18 protein-coding genes and 1 pseudogene are annotated in these 18,515 nt (G+C 73.6%); 1 reads left to right on the top strand and 18 read right to left on the bottom strand.

Going from position 1 to position 18,515, the window contains the following annotated elements:
* Positions 1 to 27: 27 nt before the first annotated feature.
* The 14 genes and pseudogenes from OIM89_RS29890 to OIM89_RS20200 all read right to left on the bottom strand — a co-directional run.
* Positions 28 to 820 (bottom strand): annotated as a pseudogene (locus OIM89_RS29890) (FAD-dependent oxidoreductase); the annotation flags it as partial.
* 138 nt (positions 821 to 958) lie between these two features.
* Positions 959 to 1,594 carry an OmpA family protein gene (locus tag OIM89_RS20260; protein WP_257202702.1) on the bottom strand — a complete coding sequence of 212 codons (636 nt, stop codon included), beginning with the start codon at positions 1,592 to 1,594 and terminating at the stop codon, positions 959 to 961.
* Positions 1,595 to 1,636: 42 nt separating this feature from the next.
* A complete protein-coding gene (locus OIM89_RS20255) occupies positions 1,637 to 2,185 on the bottom strand; it encodes a hypothetical protein (protein ID WP_264491496.1) in 549 nt (182 codons plus the stop codon).
* A 59-nt stretch (positions 2,186 to 2,244) separates the two neighbouring features.
* Positions 2,245 to 2,817 carry a pilus assembly protein TadG-related protein gene (locus tag OIM89_RS20250; RefSeq protein WP_264491799.1) on the bottom strand — a complete coding sequence of 191 codons (573 nt, stop codon included), beginning with the start codon at positions 2,815 to 2,817 and terminating at the stop codon, positions 2,245 to 2,247.
* Between the two features lie 35 nt (positions 2,818 to 2,852).
* A complete protein-coding gene (locus OIM89_RS20245; protein WP_264491495.1) occupies positions 2,853 to 3,092 on the bottom strand; it encodes a hypothetical protein in 240 nt (79 codons plus the stop codon).
* Positions 3,093 to 3,284: 192 nt separating this feature from the next.
* Positions 3,285 to 4,130, bottom strand: coding sequence for a response regulator transcription factor (locus tag OIM89_RS20240; protein WP_030700265.1), 846 nt, complete (start codon positions 4,128 to 4,130; stop codon positions 3,285 to 3,287).
* A gap of 84 nt (positions 4,131 to 4,214) precedes the next feature.
* Positions 4,215 to 5,798: a sensor histidine kinase gene (locus OIM89_RS20235; protein ID WP_264491494.1), complete on the bottom strand. Its 1,584-nt coding sequence runs from the start codon at positions 5,796 to 5,798 to the stop codon at positions 4,215 to 4,217.
* Positions 5,795 to 6,724: a DUF5936 domain-containing protein gene (locus OIM89_RS20230; RefSeq protein ID WP_037665756.1), complete on the bottom strand. Its 930-nt coding sequence runs from the start codon at positions 6,722 to 6,724 to the stop codon at positions 5,795 to 5,797. The genes OIM89_RS20235 and OIM89_RS20230 overlap by 4 nt, the downstream gene beginning before the upstream one ends.
* Positions 6,725 to 6,726: 2 nt before the next feature.
* The gene (locus tag OIM89_RS20225) at positions 6,727 to 7,662 is read right to left on the bottom strand and encodes a type II secretion system F family protein (RefSeq protein WP_030700174.1); all 936 of its coding nucleotides are present in this window, start codon (positions 7,660 to 7,662) and stop codon (positions 6,727 to 6,729) included.
* Positions 7,659 to 9,008: a CpaF family protein gene (locus OIM89_RS20220; RefSeq protein WP_195730969.1), complete on the bottom strand. Its 1,350-nt coding sequence runs from the start codon at positions 9,006 to 9,008 to the stop codon at positions 7,659 to 7,661. The genes OIM89_RS20225 and OIM89_RS20220 overlap by 4 nt, the downstream gene beginning before the upstream one ends.
* A gap of 70 nt (positions 9,009 to 9,078) precedes the next feature.
* On the bottom strand, positions 9,079 to 9,462 hold the full coding sequence (locus tag OIM89_RS20215) for a TadE family protein (RefSeq protein WP_047464948.1): 384 nt from the start codon (positions 9,460 to 9,462) through the stop codon (positions 9,079 to 9,081).
* Positions 9,459 to 11,045, bottom strand: coding sequence for an AAA family ATPase (locus OIM89_RS20210; protein WP_175458745.1), 1,587 nt, complete (start codon positions 11,043 to 11,045; stop codon positions 9,459 to 9,461). The genes OIM89_RS20215 and OIM89_RS20210 overlap by 4 nt, the downstream gene beginning before the upstream one ends.
* A 10-nt stretch (positions 11,046 to 11,055) precedes the next feature.
* Entirely contained in the window at positions 11,056 to 11,763 is a 708-nt protein-coding gene (gene cpaB / locus OIM89_RS20205; RefSeq protein WP_008409170.1) for a Flp pilus assembly protein CpaB, read from the bottom strand.
* The gene (locus OIM89_RS20200) at positions 11,760 to 12,941 is read right to left on the bottom strand and encodes a hypothetical protein (protein ID WP_047465696.1); all 1,182 of its coding nucleotides are present in this window, start codon (positions 12,939 to 12,941) and stop codon (positions 11,760 to 11,762) included. Before OIM89_RS20200 ends, cpaB begins: the two co-directional genes overlap by 4 nt.
* Before the next feature lie 608 nt (positions 12,942 to 13,549).
* Between OIM89_RS20200 and OIM89_RS20195 the strand changes: the two genes are divergently transcribed.
* Entirely contained in the window at positions 13,550 to 14,605 is a 1,056-nt protein-coding gene (locus tag OIM89_RS20195; protein ID WP_151169398.1) for a chitinase, read from the top strand.
* An 82-nt stretch (positions 14,606 to 14,687) separates the two neighbouring features.
* On the opposite strand, the gene OIM89_RS20190 is transcribed toward OIM89_RS20195, so the two are convergent.
* The 4 genes from OIM89_RS20190 to OIM89_RS20175 all read right to left on the bottom strand — a co-directional run bounded on the left by OIM89_RS20190 (position 14,688) and on the right by OIM89_RS20175 (position 18,488).
* Entirely contained in the window at positions 14,688 to 15,488 is an 801-nt protein-coding gene (locus tag OIM89_RS20190; protein WP_195730966.1) for a class I SAM-dependent methyltransferase, read from the bottom strand.
* A 217-nt stretch (positions 15,489 to 15,705) separates the two neighbouring features.
* Entirely contained in the window at positions 15,706 to 17,019 is a 1,314-nt protein-coding gene (locus tag OIM89_RS20185; RefSeq protein ID WP_151169394.1) for an Nramp family divalent metal transporter, read from the bottom strand.
* A gap of 316 nt (positions 17,020 to 17,335) precedes the next feature.
* Positions 17,336 to 17,653 (bottom strand): hypothetical protein, encoded by a 318-nt coding sequence (locus OIM89_RS20180; protein ID WP_264491493.1) that lies wholly within the window; start codon positions 17,651 to 17,653, stop codon positions 17,336 to 17,338.
* A 64-nt stretch (positions 17,654 to 17,717) separates the two neighbouring features.
* Positions 17,718 to 18,488, bottom strand: a complete 771-nt coding sequence (locus tag OIM89_RS20175; RefSeq protein ID WP_195730965.1) for a hypothetical protein — start codon at positions 18,486 to 18,488, stop codon at positions 17,718 to 17,720.
* Positions 18,489 to 18,515: the final 27 nt, after the last annotated feature.

Genomic DNA, 18,515 nt, shown 5'->3' with positions numbered 1-18,515 from the left:
CCCCTCCCCTCCGCGACTCCCCCGCCCTCACCCCTCGGCGGCGGTGAACATCTCGATGAGGCCGTACGGGGCCCGGTCACCGCGGCAGAGGTCGAGCAGTTCGGCGGCTTCGACGGCGGCCCGGGTGCTGCGCGGGAAGAGTCTCGCCTCGTACGCGGCGAGGGCGGCCTCGACGTCGCCCGGGTGGGCCGTGAGGGCTTCGCCCAGTTCGGCGGCGTCCAGCACGGCGAGGTTGGCGCCCTCGCCGGAGGGCGGCATGAGGTGGGCGGCGTCGCCGAGCAGGGTGACGCCCGGGACGCGCTCCCAGCGACGCTCCTCCGGCAGCGCGCGCAGGACGCGCGCCACCGGAGCGGTCTCGCCGTCGGTGAGGAGCGCCGTCAGCTCCGGCGCCCACCCCGCGAACTCCTCGGCGACCCGCTCCAGAGCCGCGAACCCGCCGGCGAAGTCGAGGGGGCGTCGGCCCACGCCCGGTCCCGGGTGAGCTGGTCGTAGGTGTGCAGCACACCCCCCCGGCTCACCGTGGGCGACGATCCCCTTGCCGGGCGCCAGCGCCAGCATGGAGCCCCCGCCGACCGCCCCGGCACTGGCCGAAAGAGGCCGGCCGGCATCGAACAGGTACGTCGACGAACACCGTGCCGACGTACCGCGGCTTCGCCCCGGCCAGCAGGGGGCGGACCCGCGACCAGGCGCCGTCCGCGCCGACCAGGAGCCCGGTCTCCACCGCCTCCCCGCCGCCGAAGGCGACCTCGTACCGGCCGCCGCCGAGGGGACGGGTTCCGGCGGCCTTCCGCCCCCAGACGGCGGTCCCGGCGGGCAGCGATCTGGAACGGCGTTCCACTCACGCCAGCATGGAACAACGTTCCAGTTCCGACGAGCTGGAACGGCGTTCCACGGATGGCCAGGATGGACGGTGTGGCAACCAGGGAACGCGGGATCGCGGGGTTGCGCTGATCCCTGCTCAGCTCACGGCGGGGTCGCCCGACTCCTGCGTCTGCGGGGCAGCGCCGCGCGGGAACGACACCTCGACCCGGCGGTTCTTCATCCGGCCGGCCTCCGTGGAGTTGTCGGCGATCGGGTAGTCCTCGCTGTAGCCGCGCACCTCGTAGGTGACGTTCGGCCCGAGGGTCTTCACCAACTCCTCGTGCACGGCGTCGGCCCGGTTCTTCGACAGCTTCTTCCCGTGCTCGTACGAGCCGAGATCGTCGGTGAACCCGAACACCCGCACCTTGTTGGCCTGCTGGGCCTGCGCCTCCTCGGCGATGGCCTGAATACGACCCCGCGCCTCCGGGTTCAGCTTGGCGCTGTCCTTCCCGAACAACACCTCCGCCTGGAGCGCGAACTTCACATCCGTATTGGTGTCCTCCCTGCGCTCCTCACCCCCCAGATCCTCCACGACCGACTTGATGTCCAACACCTTCGGCGGCGCCAACTCCGCCCCGTCGGCCAGCTTCAGCCCCGCACTGTCCTCGGAAATCTCCGGGGGCGGGGAACTGGTCGTACTGCCGGGAGGCGCTACGGGATCGTCATCGTCGGCGTGGGCTGTCTGGCCGAAGAAAATCAAGGAACAGGAGAGCGCTGCGGCTGCCGACGACACACCGAGGCGGTGGAGACGAAGTGGCGTTGACACTGTTCACCCCTACGAGAGTTTGACAGGAGCAGGAGGCATGTTCCCTACCTGGAAATCGACCTCTCCCACGTCATTCGGGGGAGCAGGGAATTGAGCAAACCAGTCGGCCGAGTCGCCAGACCTCACTCCCCCCTCGAACTTGGTGCACAAGCAGCGACCACTCGTATCCCGGAGCACGAGGTACTTCTTCTTGGAGTTCTTATCGATCAGACTGGCGCCGGCGATCGACCCTCCGTTGCGACGGAGCTCCCGCTCATCTCCAAGCCAGTCTCCCCCAGTCCACAGTCCGTCCGTCCCGTTCCTCACGTTTCCGGAAACCGTGAGGAATCCGGCGCTGTCTCGCTGGGCAGAGGTCACGGTGAGCGTCAGCCCGGCACTGGAGACTTCAGCAAGGACTTCGTCGGCTGCCGAAGCGGCAGGAGTGCCGTCCCGGGATTCCCCCTTGCCATCCTTCTGAGCACTGGCAGTAGGCTTCCCACCTTCGCCGGCATCATCACTGCCTCCGCACCCTGAAATCACAAGGCTGGAGCTAATGGCCATAGCTGCGAGGATCAGCATCTTTTTGTCACCGCGAAACCGTGGCACGTCCACACCAAGCCTTCCTGAATGGGCACTGATCAATTCGCAAGATATACCGAGAAAAGGGTGGAGGGGGTAGGGAGATCTGACATATCGAAATCTTCGGCATCAACATCCACGATGGTCCCGTCATCGCAGGAGAAAGAGATCCGCTCCGATGGATCACTCTCAGAATCCGGCTCACAGAGCGGCTCGACCACGGCTGTCGCCTCGGCGTTGGCGTAGGTTCCACTCGTCATCGGCAACACGGAGTCGCCAACTGGGTCCACCGATCGGACCTCTACCGCGTACCCGCCCTTCCCCCCGACCTCGGCTCCGCGGAAGGCAGTGACTTGAGCATCATTGGCTGCGGCCAGACGTCCGGCAGCCTCCTCAGCGGTCTCACCCACCATTCGGTCGATACTGAGCCAGTCACTCCAGTCTTCGTCGCCCTCCTGCACGGACAGCAGGAGCTCTTCCGTGAGCTCACCCCGCGCATCCTGCGCGGCCGCGAGCGCCGCAGCGTCGGCAGCGGACTGAGCCCCGTTCCGTGCCACCGCCGCCTGTGCGAAGGCGAAGAACGCCAAGGAAACGAAGAGAACGAATCCAGTGATCCAGATGAAGAGAGGCAGAGACTGCCCCCGATCCGATCCACCAACCTGGAGGCCTACCCACCCACGACGTCTTGCACTGCGTCGCCGATCGCCTTCGAGATGACGTTGTCCAGGGCCAGACCGTCGATCAGAACAAAGATCCCCGCAATCAGAATCATCAACCCCGCATACTCCACGAACCCAGCCCCCCGGTCCCCCCGGTTGCTGTTCGTGGCGCGGTCGAGTGCGCGGGTGGTCCAGGTCTGGGCCGCCCGGTGCAGGGCCAGTGCTGCCCTCAAGGTGGTGTGGCTCATGGCGGGGGCCTCCTTGGTCAAGGGTGGTTCGGGGACGGTATGAGGTGGCGCGGGGGACGGAGGAGGGTCCGGGGGCCCATCGGGGGGCCCAAGTGCGCTGGTGGCGTGGGGTGTCCGGGGCGGGAGGGGCCGGAGGTGCGGGAGGGGGCAGGAGGGCCGGAGGGGACAGGCGGGCGGGAGGGGGCTCGGGGGTCATCGGGGGGCCGTCCGGCCGGTGGAGGCGGTGCCCAGCCAGGTGGCTATCGCCGCGCTGCGGTTCGGGGCGTGGAGTTTGGCGAAGATGCGGTTGATGTGGTTCTTGACCGTTTTTTCGCTGATGAAGCAGGTGGCGGCTATCTGCTGGTTGCTCATCCCCGAGGCGATCAGCTCCATGACCTCGACCTCCCGTGAACTCAGCCCGTGCGCGGCCCTGTTCGACTCTCCCACAGGGGATTGCAGTCGCGAAGGGGTTTCGCCGGAGGTTGGCGGATTCGAGACGGGTGGCCGGTGGGGGGCGGCCGGGGCGACAAGGTGGGCGAGGAGGGCGTTCCTGGCGGACGGGGTGAGGTGGGCGTGGCCCTCGTGGGCGTCGCGTACGGCGCGGGCCAGTTGGTCGGCGGTGAATTCGCCGTGGACGAGGTAGCCGACGGCGCCCAGGCCCAGCGCCCGCTGGACGGTGTCGCGTGCGCGGCTGTAGGTGAGCATCAGGACGGGGGCGAGGCGGGCCAGGTGGGGCAGGGCGGTGAGGCCGTCGACGCCGGGCATGCGGACGTCGAGGAGGACCACGTCGGGGCGGTGGTGGCGGGTGGCGGCGAGGGCGCGGTGGCCGTCGCCGGCCTCGGCGACGACGCGGATGCCCGGGCGCGCGGAGAGCAGGGCGCTGAGTCCGGCGCGGACCACCTGGTTGTCGTCGGCGACGACGACGCGCAGGGTGCGGCCGTGGGCCGGGGCGTGGTGCGGGCGGAGAGGGGCCGTGCGCGCGTCCGGGCGGGTGCGGGTGGTGCGCGGTTCGGGCGCGGCCGTTCGGCCGTGGGGCTCGGAAGGGGGTGCGTCCGGCATGGTGGCCTCCTCTCGGGGCGGGGTCGGTGGTACGCCGTCCTGGTGCGGGCGGCCCGGGTCGCGGGGCCCGCGTTAAGAGTGTCCTCAGTCCGGGGGCCTCGCGGGTGGGTTTTGGCCGGATAGGTGTTCCCCCGGGGCGGAACGACGCGTTCCTGGTGTCGGGGCGGCGTCCAGGACGGCGAGGGGGAGGTCGACCCGTACCTCCGTGCCCGGGCCCGTAGTCGTCTGGCCGGCGGGGCCCACCCGGAGGGCGCCGCCGATCGCGGTGGCGCGTTCCGCCATGCCGACGAGGCCGAAGTGGCCGGAGTCGGAGGCCGATCGGAGGGTGAGGCCGGTGGGGAGGCCGGGGCCCTGGTCGGTGACGGTGAGGCGGAGGGCGGTGCCGGTGGTGGTGAGGGTGGTCCGGGGTGGGGAGGTGGCGTGGCGGTGGGCGTTCTCGACGGCCTCGGCGGCGATGGCCAGCAGGTGCCGGGCGACGGCGTGGGGTACGGGTGGCAGAGGCGCGGCCGCGTCGAGGGGCGTGCCGGGCGGCAGTCCCGTACGGAGGGTTTCGGCGAGGTCGACCGGGTCGGTGGGGTCGGCCGCGTCGTGGCGGAGTCCGGTCAGCAGGTCGCGGGAGTCGGCGGCGGCGCGGCGGGCGGCGTCGGCGACCTGGACGGCGCGATGGCGGAGGGTGTCGGGCGGCAGGTGGCCGGTGCCCTCGGCCAGGGCGTCGGCGGTGAGGGCGAGGCCGTGCAGGGTCTTGGCGAGGGAGTCGTGGAGGTCGCGGGCGAGGCGGGCGCGTTCGGCCTCGACGGCGCCGGCGACGGCGAGGCGGGCGTTGGCCTCGGCGAGGGCGGTGGTGGCGGCGCCGAACCGGAACATGAGGTTGCGCAGGGTCACTCCGGTGATCCCGGCGGCGACGCAGAACCCGGCGACGAGGAGGGTGCTGGCGCCGCTGGTGAGCGCGTCGGCCCAGGCGCGGTGGGCGACGAGGAGGACGACGAGCTGGCAGCCGGTGAGGACGCCGGCGCCGCGCCAGCCGTAGAGGAGGCCCGCGAGGAGCGGGGTGCAGGCGGCGGCGTAGCCGAGCGGGGAGGCGGGTGAGGCGGTGAGGAGGAGGACGGCGCCGATGAGCAGGTCGAGGCCGAGCAGAGCGGGGTGGCGCAGGACGAGGGGGCCGAACCGCTCCCAGTCGCGGAGCATCGCGTACGAGGCCATGAAGCCGGTGACCGCGGCGGCGAGGACAAGGTAGCGGGGGGCGCCGTCGGCGGCGTTCTGGAGGGCGAAGGGGGCGCCGAGGGCGATCAGGGCGAGGCGGACGCCGAACACCTGGCGGCAGAGGGCCTGGAGGGCGTTGAGCTGGACGCGGGGGCTGGGGGCGGGGACGTCGTCGGCGAGGGCGGAGGCGGTGGGGCCGGGGTGGGTGGTGTGGCCGGCGTAGAGGGTCGGCGGGGTGGGCGGGAGGTGGCGGGGCGTGCGGCCGGGCGGGGTGGGGCGGCCCGGTTCGGTACGGGGGACCTGGCCGGTTCTGCCGAGGCGGGGGCGGGAGGCCGGTGGTGGTCCCGCCGGGGTGGCGCCGGGCGGCTCGTGGCCGCTCGCTGCCGGCGGTCCGGGAACGCCGGCAGGCGGCTCGTGGCCGCCGCCCGCCGCCCCGGAGCCGCTTCTGGGCGTCCCCTCGCCCGTCATCCGCCGAGGATCGAGCCCAGGTCGGAGCCCGAGCCGAGGAACATGCCGGCGGCGATGAGGATCATCGTGGCGGGGAGGAGGAAGACGAGGGTCACCATGGTGGCCTTGGGGATGGTCTTGGCGGCGCGGCGGCGGGAGTTCTGGGCGTCGGTGCGGCGCATGTCGGTGGCGATCTGGATGAGGGTGTCGGCGATGGGTGAGCCGAGTTCCTCGCCCTGCTGGAGGGCGGAGACGAACTGGGCGACCTGCTCGGAGGAGTTGCGGCGGCGGAGTTCGTCGAAGGCCTGGCGGCGGGAGACGCCCATGTCCATCTGGCGCAGGGTGATGCGGAGTTCGTCGGCCCAGGGGCCCTCGTACCGTTCCGCGACGCGGTCCAGGGCCTGGCGGAAGCCGAGGCCGGAGCTGACGACGACGGCGAGCACGTCGAGGAAGTCGGGGAGGGTGCGGTCGATGACCTCGCGCCGGTCGCGGACCGCCTGCCAGATCAGGGCGTCGGCGGCGGTGAGGCCGAAGGCGAAGGTCAGCAGGGCGAAGAGGGTGGATTCGTTGGTGAGGAAGACCAGGCCGAGGACGAGGCCGAAGACGCCGTAGACGAAGCGGCGGGCGGCGTACCGGTCGAGGGTGAGGCCGCCGGGGTTGCCGGCCATGTCGATGCGGCGGCGTTTGGCGTCGACACGGCGCGGGCCCATCAGCCTCAGGACGAGCGGGGCGAAGCGGATGCCGAGCCGGTCGACGGCGGACTCGGCGGTGGAGACGCGGGCGGCGCCGGACTCCAGGGCGACGGCGAGATCGTCGGGGAGTTTCGCCTCCCCGCGCAGCAGGCGCAGGGCGGCGAGGGCGGCGGCGACCGCGGCGGCGGCGAGGAGGGCGAGGCCGAGCGCCAGCAGGGGCGACTGGAGGGTGAGATCGGCGGCGAGGGTGGGCACGGTCAGACCTCGATCTTTCCGAGGCGGCGGATGACGAGGAAGCCGACCGCGTACAGGCCGAGCGCGATCAGGATGAGGATCTGGCCGAGGGCGGAGCCGGTGACGCGGGCCAGGGCGCCCTCGTTCTGCGAGTTGATGAGCAGCAGCGAGCCGAGGCCGAGGGCGGGCACGGTCAGGGCGGTGGCGTGCACCTCGGAGAGCATGGTGCGGACCTCGCGCCGGGTCTCCTTGCGCTCCTCCAGGGTGGCGGTGAGGTTGCGCAGCGAGGAGACGACGGTGCCGCCCGCCTGGTTGGAGAGGACCAGGGTGGTGACGAGGACGACCAGTTCACGGGAGGGGAGCCGTTCGGCGAGTTCGCCGAGGGCGGCGTCGACCGACCTGCCCAGCGCCAACTGGTCGGCCACACGCGAGAGTTCCTCGCCTGCCGGAGCCTCCAGCTCCTCGGCGGCCATGGCGAGGGCGGTGCGCAGGGCGAGGCCGGCGGCGGTGGCGTTGGCGAGGAGCCGGGCCACGTCGGGGAGCTGGTTGATGAACGCCTCGATGCGCTTCTGGCGCTGCCAGTTGAGGAAGACGACGGCGCCCCAGGCGGCGGCCAGGGCGGCGATCGGCCCGAAGAAGGGGGCGAGGGCGGCGGAGGCGACGATCCACAGAGCGGCGGTGGCGGCGAGGGCGTAGACGGTGAACTCGCCGACGGTGACGTCGAGTCCGGTGGCGGAGAGGCGCAGCGAGAGGTCCCGGCCGAGGCGGGTGCGGCGCACCCGGCGGTCGATGCCGGTGAAGCGGCGGCCGCGTCCGGCGGGGGGTGCGGAGGTGGCCGAGAGCCGGTCGACCAGGGCCTGGCGCTGGGCGCGCCCGGAGGCGTACACGTGGACGCCGGCCACGGCGAGCAGCAGGCAGAGCAGGGCGGCGCCGAGGGCGAGGCGGGTGGGGTCGGTCATGCCAGCGCCTCTCGGACGTGGGCGGGGTCGGCGGTGTCGGTGACGCCGAAGGCGGGGGGTACGCCCTCTCCGGCGAGGTGGAGGCGGTCGGCGACGGGGCGGGGCAGCGGGAGGTGTTCGAACCAGCCCGGGGCGGCGCGGTCGGGGCCCGGGGGCCCGGGGTGGTGGCGGGAGACGGTGGCGATGCGGAAGGGCTCGCGGCCGTGCGAGACGAGGACGGCGATCTCGGCGAGGCGGCGGGAGCCGTCGGCGGCGCGGCTGAGCTGGACGACGACGTCGACGGCGGAGTTGATCTGGTCGCGGAGGGCCTCGAAGGGGATCTGCACCTCGGCCATGGAGCCGAGCGTCTGGAGCCGCATGAGGGCGTCCTCGGCGCTGTTGGCGTGGACGGTGGCGAGGGAGCCGTCGTGGCCGGTGGACATGGCTTGCAGCATGTCCAGGGTCTCGCCGCCGCGGACCTCGCCGACGATGATGCGGTCGGGGCGCATGCGCAGGGAGTTGCGGACGAGATCGCGGATGGTGATGTGGCCCTTGCCCTCGACGTTGGCGGGGCGGGATTCGAGGCGTACCACGTGGGCCTGCTGGAGCTGGAGTTCGGCGGAGTCCTCGATGGTGATGATGCGCTCGTGGCCGGGGATGAGGCCGGAGAGGGCGTTGAGCAGGGTGGTCTTCCCGCTGCCGGTGCCGCCGGAGACGATGACGTTGAGGCGGGCCCGGACGAAGGCGGCGAGCAGCATCAGCAGGTGGTCGTCGAGGGAGCCGAGCTGGATCAGTTCGGGGAGGGTGTAGGCGCGCGGGAAGCGGCGGATGGTGAGGGTGGCGCCGGTCAGGGAGAGCGGCGGGATGATGACGTTGACGCGTTCGCCGGAGGGGAGCCGGGCGTCGACCATGGGGTGGGACTCGTCGACGCGGCGGTTGACGGTGGAGACGATGCGTTCGATGGTCTGCATCAGCTGCTCGTGCGAGGCGAACCGCAGCGGCAACTGCTCTACGCGGCCCGCCCGTTCGACGAAGATCGCGTCGGGTCCGTTGACCATGATCTCGGTGATGGACGGGTCTTCGAGGAGCGGTTCGAGGACGCCGAGGCCGAGTGCCTCGTCGACGACGCGGCGGATGAGCTGGGTGCGTTCGGCGCCGGAGAGGACCGGCCCCTCGCGGCTGATGATGTGGCCGAGGACGCGTTCCAGCCGGGCCCGCCGGTCGGCGGTGGCCAGCGAGGACATCTCGGCGAGGTCGATCTCCTCCAGCAGCTTGGCCCGGAACAGCGCGACCAGGTGCCCGTCCTCCCGCCCGGGCCGGGCGCTCCCCTGCTCCTCGGGGCCGGTGATACGTGACCTGAGGCTCATACGGTGTCGCCTCCTCGGGCGGGGGTCGGGCGGCCTGGAGCAGCCGGGGTACGGGCAGGGGCGGGCGGGGTCATCGGTCGTCGTCGTTGGGCATGGTGGCCGAGCGGGTCACGGTCCAGCCGTCGCCGACGAACGGCAGCAGGGTCGGCACCTTCACGGCAGCGGTCGCCTTGGTGGTCCCGTCCCCGCCACCCCAGCTGAAGCTGACGTCCATCCCGGCGCCGACCGCCGCCTGCCCGGCCGCCGCCCCGGCCCCGGTGTCCTCCTGCGAGGCGACCCGGGCGGCGGCACGGGCGGCGGACCCGGCCTGGTTGGCGGCGTAGCCGACGAGGCCGAGCTGGATGGCGGCCAGGCCGATCAGGAGGAGGATCGGCAGGAACCCGGCGAATTCGAGGATGGCGGCGCCTCGGTCGTCGGGCCTCCTCTGCGGCCGCCCCCGGCCCCGCCCCCTCACCGCTCCCCCTCGAACGCCGCCCCCGCCCGCCCCGTCACCCTCCACCCGGGGTTGACCCCCGGGAAGAACAGCGGGACGTCCGCCTTCACCGTGGCCTGCCACACGGAGCCCGCGTCGGTGCAGGTGATGTCGGCGGCGGACCAGGCTGAGGGGAGGTGGCGGCTGGCGGCGGTGCGGCAGGCGGCGGGGCCCGAGTCGCCGGCGGCGTGGGCGGCGGTGGCGGCGCGGGCGCCTTCGTCGGCGGCGTTTCCGGCGAGGGTGTAGGAGTAGCCGTAGAGGGCGCACTGCCAGAGCAGGGCGAGGACGACGAGGACCAGGGGGAAGATCCCGGCGAATTCGAGGGTGACGGCGCCCCGGTCGCCGTGGGCGGCGCGGCGCCTGCGGCCGGTGGGGCGGTCGGACTCGGCGGGGCCCAGGCCCAGTTCGCCGGCGAGTCCCCAGAGGGCTTGTTTGACGGTCGACTTGGCGTCGAGGTCCTGGACGCGTCCGGCGTCCAGGACCGACTGGAGTTCGCGGTAGTGGGCCGGGACGCTGGTGCGGGCGACGCGGGTGCCGGTGATGCGGGCGACGAGGGCGGGGGTGATCTCGGTGCCCTTGCCGTACCGGTTGACGACGGTGGTGGTCTCCTCGGCCTTGCGGATCTGGAGTCGTTCCCAGAGGCGGATCTGGCGTTTGGCGGCGCGGACGGCGACCACGTCGGGGGTGAGGACGAGGAGGGCGTCGTCGGCGAGTTCGACGGCGGCGGCGTTGGCGGCGGCCATCTGGGTGCCGCAGTCGACGATCACCACGTCGTAGCGGCCGCGCAGGACGGTGACGACCTGGCGGGCGGTGCGGTCGGTGACGTCCTCGCCGCGTTCGCCCTCGGCGGGGGCGGGGATGACGGCGAGGCCGCTCTCGTGGGTGAAGACCACGTCGGCGAGGACGCGTGGGGTGACGTCGCGGATGGCGGCGAGGTCGGCGACGGAGCGGCGGAACTGCACGTCGAGGTAGGAGGCGGTGTCGCCGGACTGGAGGTCGAGGTCGAGGAGGGCGGTGGAGCGGCCGGACGCCTGCGCGGCCAGGGCCAGTTGGACGGCGGTGAGGGTGGTGCCGACGCCGCCCTTGGCGCCGGAGACGGTGACGACGCGGCCGCCGCCCCCGGCGGCGAGGAGTTCGCGGCCGCTGCCGGTGGCGAGGTGACGGCGCATGTCGAGGGACCAGACGGCGGCGGCCTGGACGCGCTCGGCCAGCGCCTCGTAGCTCATCGGGAGGGCGACGATGCCGCGGGCCCCGGCGTCCATGGCGGCGGTGATGACGGCGGTGCCGGTGTCGGTGGTGAGCAGGACGACGCCGACCGAGGGGAAGCGCCGGGTGACCTCGCGGACCAGGTCGAGCGCGGGGGCCGGGCCCATCCGCTCGTGGACGAGGACGACCTCGGGCAGCTCGTCGAGGGACTCGGCGGCGAGCGCGGCGAGGGTGTCGAGCAGCGCCGTCGAGTCGGGCAGGGCCTGCGCCGGTTCGGCGTCGGGCAGCTGGGCGAGGAGGGTGGCGAGGACGCGGGCGGCGTCCTGGTCACCGGCGGCGGGGAGAATGCGCAGCGTCATCGGCCGCCTCTCACTTGTCCTCGTCGAGGGTGTACGTACGGTCGCCGCGGCGCAGGCCCTCGTCGCTGCCGGGCCCGACCAGGGCGAGGCGGACGTGGGCGGCGAACGACTCGGCGTAGGCGACGCGCTGGGCGTCGGCGGCGGAGAGGGCGAAGGTGATCGGGACGGCGTCGACGGGCTGGCGGCGCCGGTCGTCCTGGTCGGGTTCGAGGGCGGTGAGTTTGCCGACGTCGATGACGCGGGCGTTCTCCACGATGATCCGGGACTGGTCCTTCTCGCCGTCGTTCTCGGCCTTGAAGGTGGCGTAGATGTTGACGTCGGAGCCCGGGGTGATCTTGCCGGCGACGCCGGTGGCCGCGTCGATCATGATGGCGATCTCCTGCTCGCCGGGGCGGACCTCGGGGCGGGCGACGATCATGTCGGTCTGGAGCAGGGAGCCCTGGCGCAGGGTGGTGACGGCGATCTTGCCGCGTATCTGGCGCAGGTCGGTGACGGCGTTCTCGGAGCGCCACCGCTCGGGCATCGACACCTTCTCGAACTGGTCGGCGCTCAGCTCCTTGTAGGGGGCGACGTCGGTCTTCAGCCGGTAGGCGGGGACCTCCGGGCCGACCTTGGCGTTGACGTCCCGGACGACCGAGAGCACTCCGGCGAAGGCTCCGACGGCGCAGAGCACCGACAGGAGCAGCAGCAGAACACCTCGACGCTGGCGTGCGTTCATGGGCGGGGATTCCTTGATCGGGACGGCGGCGGGGGCTGGTGGGGGTCCTCGTACGGGCGGTGCGGGCCCCAGTCGGCGGGGGCCTCGCGCTGGGCGGGACGCAGGGCGTGGACGCCGGTGGCGGGGCCGCCGGTGGGTCCGGCCGGGGCCTGGGGCGTGGCGGGCGGGGCCGCGCCGGTGTCCAGGGCCGGGGCGAGGCGGGGGTCGCGGGCGGCGGGCAGGGCCCGGCCGGCGGGTGCCGGGGCCGGGGCGGTCCTGGCGAGGGCGGGCGCGGGTTCGCGGCCGCGCAGGCGGCCCGGGGCCGGGCGGGTGGCGGGCAGGGCCCGGCGGCCGCGTTCGCCGGGTGGCGGGAGGGGGGCGGCGCAGAAGGCGCAGCGGTCGCCGATGAGTTCGAGGCCGCACCAGTGGCACTCCTCGCGGCGGACGGAGGAGACGAGCTGGTAGAGGACGGAGATGTCGGGGATGGCGGCGGCGAACTCGGTGAGCTTGGGGGTGCCCCACCAGTCGGCGGAGGCGGCCGGGAGCTTGGTGGGGGTGACCTCGCGGACGTGCCAGGCGCGGGCGAGGGCGCCGGTGACGCGTTCGGCGGGCAGGCCGCCCTCGGCGACGACCAGGCGGGTGGGGAAGCCGGGGGCCTTCAGGCCGGGGTCCTGGTCGCCGGTGAGCCGGACCAGCTGCGGTTCGGGGCGGGCGAGGACCGCGAACTGGCTGCCGGGGAGCCAGGACTTGGCGTGCGCCTTGAGGCCGACGGGGACCTGGTCGAGGCGGGCGACGGAGCCGAGGATCGCGCCGGCGTGGAGGTAGTGGGCGAGGAGGCGGGCGGCGCTGGCGAGGACGCCCGGGGAGAAGTCGCAGATGGAGAGCTGGCGCAGTTGCAGGGCGAGCAGGGCGGTGCCGAGCGGGGGCAGGTCGACGCCGACCAGGGCGAGCCGGTCGGTCTCCAGGGCGGCGCGGGCGGCGTGCAGCCGGTGGACGAGGGCGGGCGGGGCGGCGGCGGGGTGGACGACGAGGACGTGGCCGTGCTGCTCGACGAGGGTGTGGATCTCGGCGAGGGTGCGGTCGAGGCCGCCGCCGCGCTCGCCCGGTTCGGCGGACTGGAGGATGGCGGCGGGCGGGGTGTGCCGGTCGGGGGAGGGCAGCACCAGTTCAGGACTGGTGACCGCGACGGCGGTCGGCATCCAGGACACCCCCGATCCCCTCGGCGGCCGGCCCGGCCGCCCGCGTGCTTGTCCGGCGGTCGCCCGCCGTCCGTCCGCCCACGTCGGCGGGGGCGGTCCGGCTGTCCGGCCGCGCGGGCCGGACGCCCCTCATCATCGCCACAAATCTGTCCCGACACACCGGTGTTGAGGCGTCTCCTTCGGTATCTTCCGCTCCGGTCAAGGGTGTTCGTCCGCCGTGGGTGGCGCGTTCCCGGCGTCCACCCCGCCACACGTGCGTCCGTACCGGCCGTTTCCCCCGCGCCACCACCGGGTTCGTCCGGATCAGACGGGATCACGCCGCCAGGTCTCCGCCGGCGCCGATCCGCCAACTTGGCCGGAATCGTGCGCACAATCGCCGAAGTTGACCGGTTGGCGGGGAACGGGGGCCGGCCGCGACCGCTCCGGGCGGACCGCCGTACGGCCTCCTCGGCCGACCCCTGCGGGAACCCTTGACAACCCCATTGGTCTGGACCAGTTTGGTGCCCATCGCGGTGGCCACCGTGCGCCAACTCCCCGCCCCCCTCGCCGGAGGCGGGCCCCGTCGGCGCGTCCCCCCACGTCCGTGACTCCCCCCACCGGAGGCAGCAGTGGCACGCACCTACCCCCTCCCGCACCCCGGCCGGCGCCCCTCCACGCCCGGCCTCCACCGCAGGGGCCGGCTGACCGCCGCCCTCGCCGCGGCCGTCCTCGGCGCCTCCGGGCTCGCCCTCACCGGGCCCGCGACCGCCGCCGAGGCAGCCCCCGCCGCCCCGGCCGCCGTACCGGCCCACGCGGTCACCGGCTACTGGCAGAACTTCAACAACGGCGCGACCGTGCAGACCCTCGCCGACGTGCCGGACGCCTACGACATCATCGCCGTCTCCTTCGCCGACGCCACGGCCAACCCGGGCGAGATCACCTTCACCCTCGATTCCGCCGGGCTCGCCGGCTACACCGACGAGCAGTTCCGCGCCGACCTCGCCGCCAAGCAGGCCGACGGCAAGTCGGTGATCATCTCGGTCGGCGGCGAGAAGGGCGCGGTCGCCGTCAACGACAGCGCCTCCGCCCAGCGGTTCGCCGACAGCACGTACGCGCTGATGGAGGAGTACGGCTTCGACGGCGTCGACATCGACCTGGAGAACGGCCTCAACTCCACCTACATGACCGAGGCCCTCACCAAGCTCCACGAGAAGGCCGGCGACGGGCTGGTCCTCACCATGGCGCCGCAGACCATCGACATGCAGTCGCCCGAGAACGAGTACTTCAAGACGGCGCTGGCGGTGAAGGACTTCCTGACCGTCGTCAACATGCAGTACTACAACAGCGGTTCGATGCTCGGCTGCGACGGCCAGGTCTACTCGCAGGGCACCGTCGACTTCCTCACCGCGCTCGCCTGCGTCCAGCTGGAGAACGGGCTCGACGCCTCCCAGGTCGGCATCGGCGTCCCGGCCTCCCCGAAGGCGGCCGGCGGCGGCTACGTCGAGCCCTCCGTGGTCAACGACGCGCTGGACTGCCTGACCCGGGGCACCAACTGCGGCACCTTCAAGCCGGAGAAGACCTACCCGGCGCTGCGCGGCGCCATGACCTGGTCGACCAACTGGGACGCCGACACCGGCAACGCCTGGTCGAACGCGGTCGGCCCGCACGTCGACGACCTGCCGTAACCCCGGAGCCGGGCACCCCGCCCGCTTCCCCCGCACCCCCGCAGCGCCGCCGCTCCCCCGGCGGCGCTGCGGTGCGTCGGGGTCAGGCCGCGGGCCTGCGGAAGAGGCCGCTCCACAGGAAGGGCACGCCGAAGTACGGGGAGTCCTGCGGCTCCTCGTCCATACGGTGCAGCTCCACCTCCTCCAGGCCGGAGAAGACCCACCGCAACTGCCCGGCGGTGTAGGCGAGGCCGCCGCGCAGCCGTTCGGGGTGCCGGTACAGCTCCGCGTCGGCAGCGGAGGTGCCGGCGCCCTCCTCGCCCGCGGCGAAGCAGGTGAGGACGAGGTGGCCGCCGGGGGCGAGGAGGCGGTCGAGGAGGTCGAGGTAGCTGACGCGGCGGTGCGGCGGCAGGTGGTGGAAGCACCCCGAGTCGTGGATCAGGTCGTACGGGCCGGCGAGTCCGGCCGCGTCGGGGGCGAAGGCGTCACCGAGGTGGAAGCGGATCTCGGCGCCGGCCGCGCGGGCGCGTTCGCGGGCCCAGTCGAGGGCGGCCGGTGAGAGGTCCACGGCGTCGACGCGGTACCCCTGGGCGGCGAGGTGGAGCGCGTTGCGGCCGGGCCCGCAGCCCAGGTCGAGGGCGCGGGCGCCGGGTGGGAGCAGGCCCGCCGCGAGGTGGCGGGCGAGGTTGGCGTCGGGCTTGGCCACGAAGAAGGGGACGGGCCGCTCGCGGTCGGCGTAGAACCCGTCCCAGTGCGGGCCGGCCGCAGCCGTCCAGCGGTCGACGCCCTCCGTGAACAGCCCGTCCAGCAGCCGCAGCACGTCGTCCGCCGTCCGCACCTGGCGCCCTCCCGGCTCGGCCCGGCCCATGCCGTACGCGCTCTTCGTCGCACCGGTGTTCCCCATCGGGGCCCCCTCTCCTCGCGATACTGGGAAGGTAGCCAGGGAACCGCCGAATGCCCAGGTCAGACGGTATTCGGCGAAGTCGCGTACGTCCCTTGGACGGCCCGCCCCGGCCGTCACGGCAGCGAGGGCGCGGCCCGGTGCGTACACCCGGCCGCCCCCCCGTGGAGGGCCGTCCCGGGGGCCTCCAGGGGCGCGTCCGGGACGGTTTCTCAGGTGCTCAGAGCAGATCGCGGAGCTGCTGGACGCACAGGACCACGAAGAGGAGTCCGGCGGCGGCCAGCATGGTGTTGCTGAGCCAGCCGTTGCGCCACTCGTCGGGTGTGCGGCGGGAGTTGAGCAGGGCGATGAGGGTGAAGGCGAGGAACGGCATGAAGAAGGCGCCGAGCACGCCGTAGACCAGGACCAGGCCGAACGGCTGGTCGAGGAAGAGCAGTGCCATCGGCGGGAAGGTCAGCCACAGCAGGTACGCGCGGAACGGCACGGACTTCTCCCGCTCGCCCTTGGCGACCTCGGCGGCGCCGCCCGCCTCGGCCGCCTCGGCGCGGACGGCCTCCTTGCGCAGCCGCTCGACGAAGTCGGCGAACATCAGGCTGACGCCGTGCCAGACGCCGATCAGGGAGGAGAAGGAGGTGGCGAAGAAGCCGACCAGGAAGAGGGTGGCCGTGGCGGAGCCGAACCGCTGCTCCAGGACGTCACCGAGGTCGACGAGGCCCTTGTCGCCGGAGGTCAGCACGATGTTGGTGGAGTGCAGCAGCTCGGCGCCGATGATCAGCATGGCGACGACGAAGATGCCGGTGGTGACGTAGGCGACCCGGTTGTCCAGGCGCATCACCTTCATCCAGCCGGTGGTGGTCCACCCCTTGGCGTTCACCCAGTAGCCGTAGGCCGCCATCGTGATGGTGCCGCCGACGCCGCCGACGATGCCCAGCGTGTAGAGGAGCGAGCCGTCGGGGAGGGCCGGGACCAGGCCCGCGAAGGTCTTCGGCAGGCTCGGGCCGACGCGGACGGCGACGTAGACGACCACGACGAACATCACGCCGATCATCACGGTCATGACCTTCTCGAAGACCGCGTACCGGTTGAACCAGACGAAGACCAGGCCGAGGATGCCCGTGATCACCGCCCACACCTTCAGGCCGGGCCCGTCGGGGAAGAGCGCCACGATCGGCAGGGCGGAGGAGGACATCGCGGTGGCGCCGTAGACGAAGCCCCAGACCACGATGTAGACGGCGAAGTACCAGGTGGTCCACCGGCCCAGGCTGCGCCAGCCCTCGAAGATGGTGCGGCCGGTGGCCAGGTGCCAGCGGCCGGTCGCCTCGGCCAGCGAGATCTTCACCAGGCAGCCGATGACCGCCGCCCACAGCAGCGTGTAGCCGAACTTGCTGCCCGCGATGAGGGTGGCCACCAGGTCGCCCGCGCCGACGCCGGTGGCGGCCACCACGATGCCCGGACCGATGTACTTCCAGCTCGATGTGCGCGGGCCCGGGTCCGTCGCCTGTGGCGCCGCTGCCGCGCCGTCCGTCTCGCTCATCTGCCTGCTCCCCGCTGTCGTGTCCGCACCCGGGGGCGCGGTCGGCGTTCGGTACGCGGAGATCAAGAAACCGTAAAGCCGGGCCTGTCACAAGGGGTGGCGGCACAAGTGGTCCCACCCGGCCCGGAATGACAGATTCCCCATCGGGTCGAGCCCTTTACGGCGATACGCGCGGCTCAGTCGTCGGCGAAGACGATCCGGCGGCGGGCAGGGCGCGTTCGCGGCCCCGGGCGCGGATCTGCTCGATCTGCTCGGGCCCGGCCCGGCCGAGCGGCACCGTGTTGGCGGCCTGACCAGCCTGCGGTGGCCGCCAACGTCAGCGCGCCTGCGTACTCCGCCCCCGCCGCGCCCTCGTCCACGGCCGCCTGGTCGGAGCGGCGGCCCGCCGGTGCGGTTGGGCCGCGTAGGTGGCCGCGTCGCGGGCCCAGGATTCGGGCGGGGTGCCGGCTCGGGCCGAGCGGGTGAGGTGCTCCTCGCGGAAGGGCCGCATCTCCTCGGCGGCGGCGCGCGGTTCGCCGGGACCCGCCGCGCCGCCGCTCAGCACCCGGTCGGCGTACGCGGCCCCGGCGGCGGCCCGCGTCCCCGTGTGCGGGAAGGCGGGGCCCGGTGGCTGCGGGCCGGGTTCGGCCGGCATGGCCGGTTCCCGACGTGGGGGCAGGTGAAGGCGCCCGTCGCCCCCCCCAACAGGGCCTCTGTGCCTATGTGTTGCTCCGGCTCGCCCTGATCCCGCCCAGGCCGTGCCCCGGGCCGCGGCCACCTCGCCGGGCTCCGTAGCCGGCCGCGGCCCCGGCCGCCACGTGGACGGCGCCGGCCGCGCCCCAGGTCAGGCAGGCGTCGCGGACCGGCGGGCTCTCGAAGCGGCTGGGGACCAGGCGCAGCGGGTCGGCGAGGACGCGTACCCGGTCGCCGGTGCCGTGGGAGCCGCAGCCGGTGGTGGTGGGCGGCAGGGCGCGGCCCCGGAGGTCGGCGAGGTCGCAGCGGGGTCCGGTGCGGGCGTGCAGGTCGCGGGTGACGACGGCGGAGACCCACTCTCCGCGGGTCAGCAGCAGGGCGTCCTGGAAGGCGGCGGAGGCGAAGCCGATGATCCAGAGCCCGGCGAGGAAGTGCGGCAGGACGTACCGCCAGGGGCGGGCGGTGGCCACCAGGACGGCGAAGAGGGCCAGTCCGAGGGCGATCCCGGTGATGCCGCCGGCCTCCCCGGCCACGCCGCCGAGGAGCAGCACCACCAGCAGGGCGGTGGCGCCGGCGGCGGTCGCGCCGGCGCGGGAGGGGCGGCGCTCCGAGGCCGGGCGCGGACGGGTGGCGACCGGGAGCGGGCGGGCCGGGGCGGCGGGCAGGCGGGCCCCGCCGCCGGTACACCCGCCGCCGTCGTCGCCGGGGTCGGGGCCCGCCTCGTCCGCGCGGGGCACGGCGCTGTCCGCCCCGGCGGTCCGGCTGCCGCTCTCCGTACAGGTGGTCCTGTCGCCCATCGTCGTCCGGCCTCTTTCGCATCCGTC

This window comes from Streptomyces sp. BI87 (assembly GCF_025957665.1).
GTDB lineage: Bacteria > Actinomycetota > Actinomycetes > Streptomycetales > Streptomycetaceae > Streptomyces > Streptomyces albidoflavus.
The sequence above is the reverse complement of the archived record's forward strand: the minus strand, read 5'-3'. Positions and strand labels throughout refer to the sequence as shown.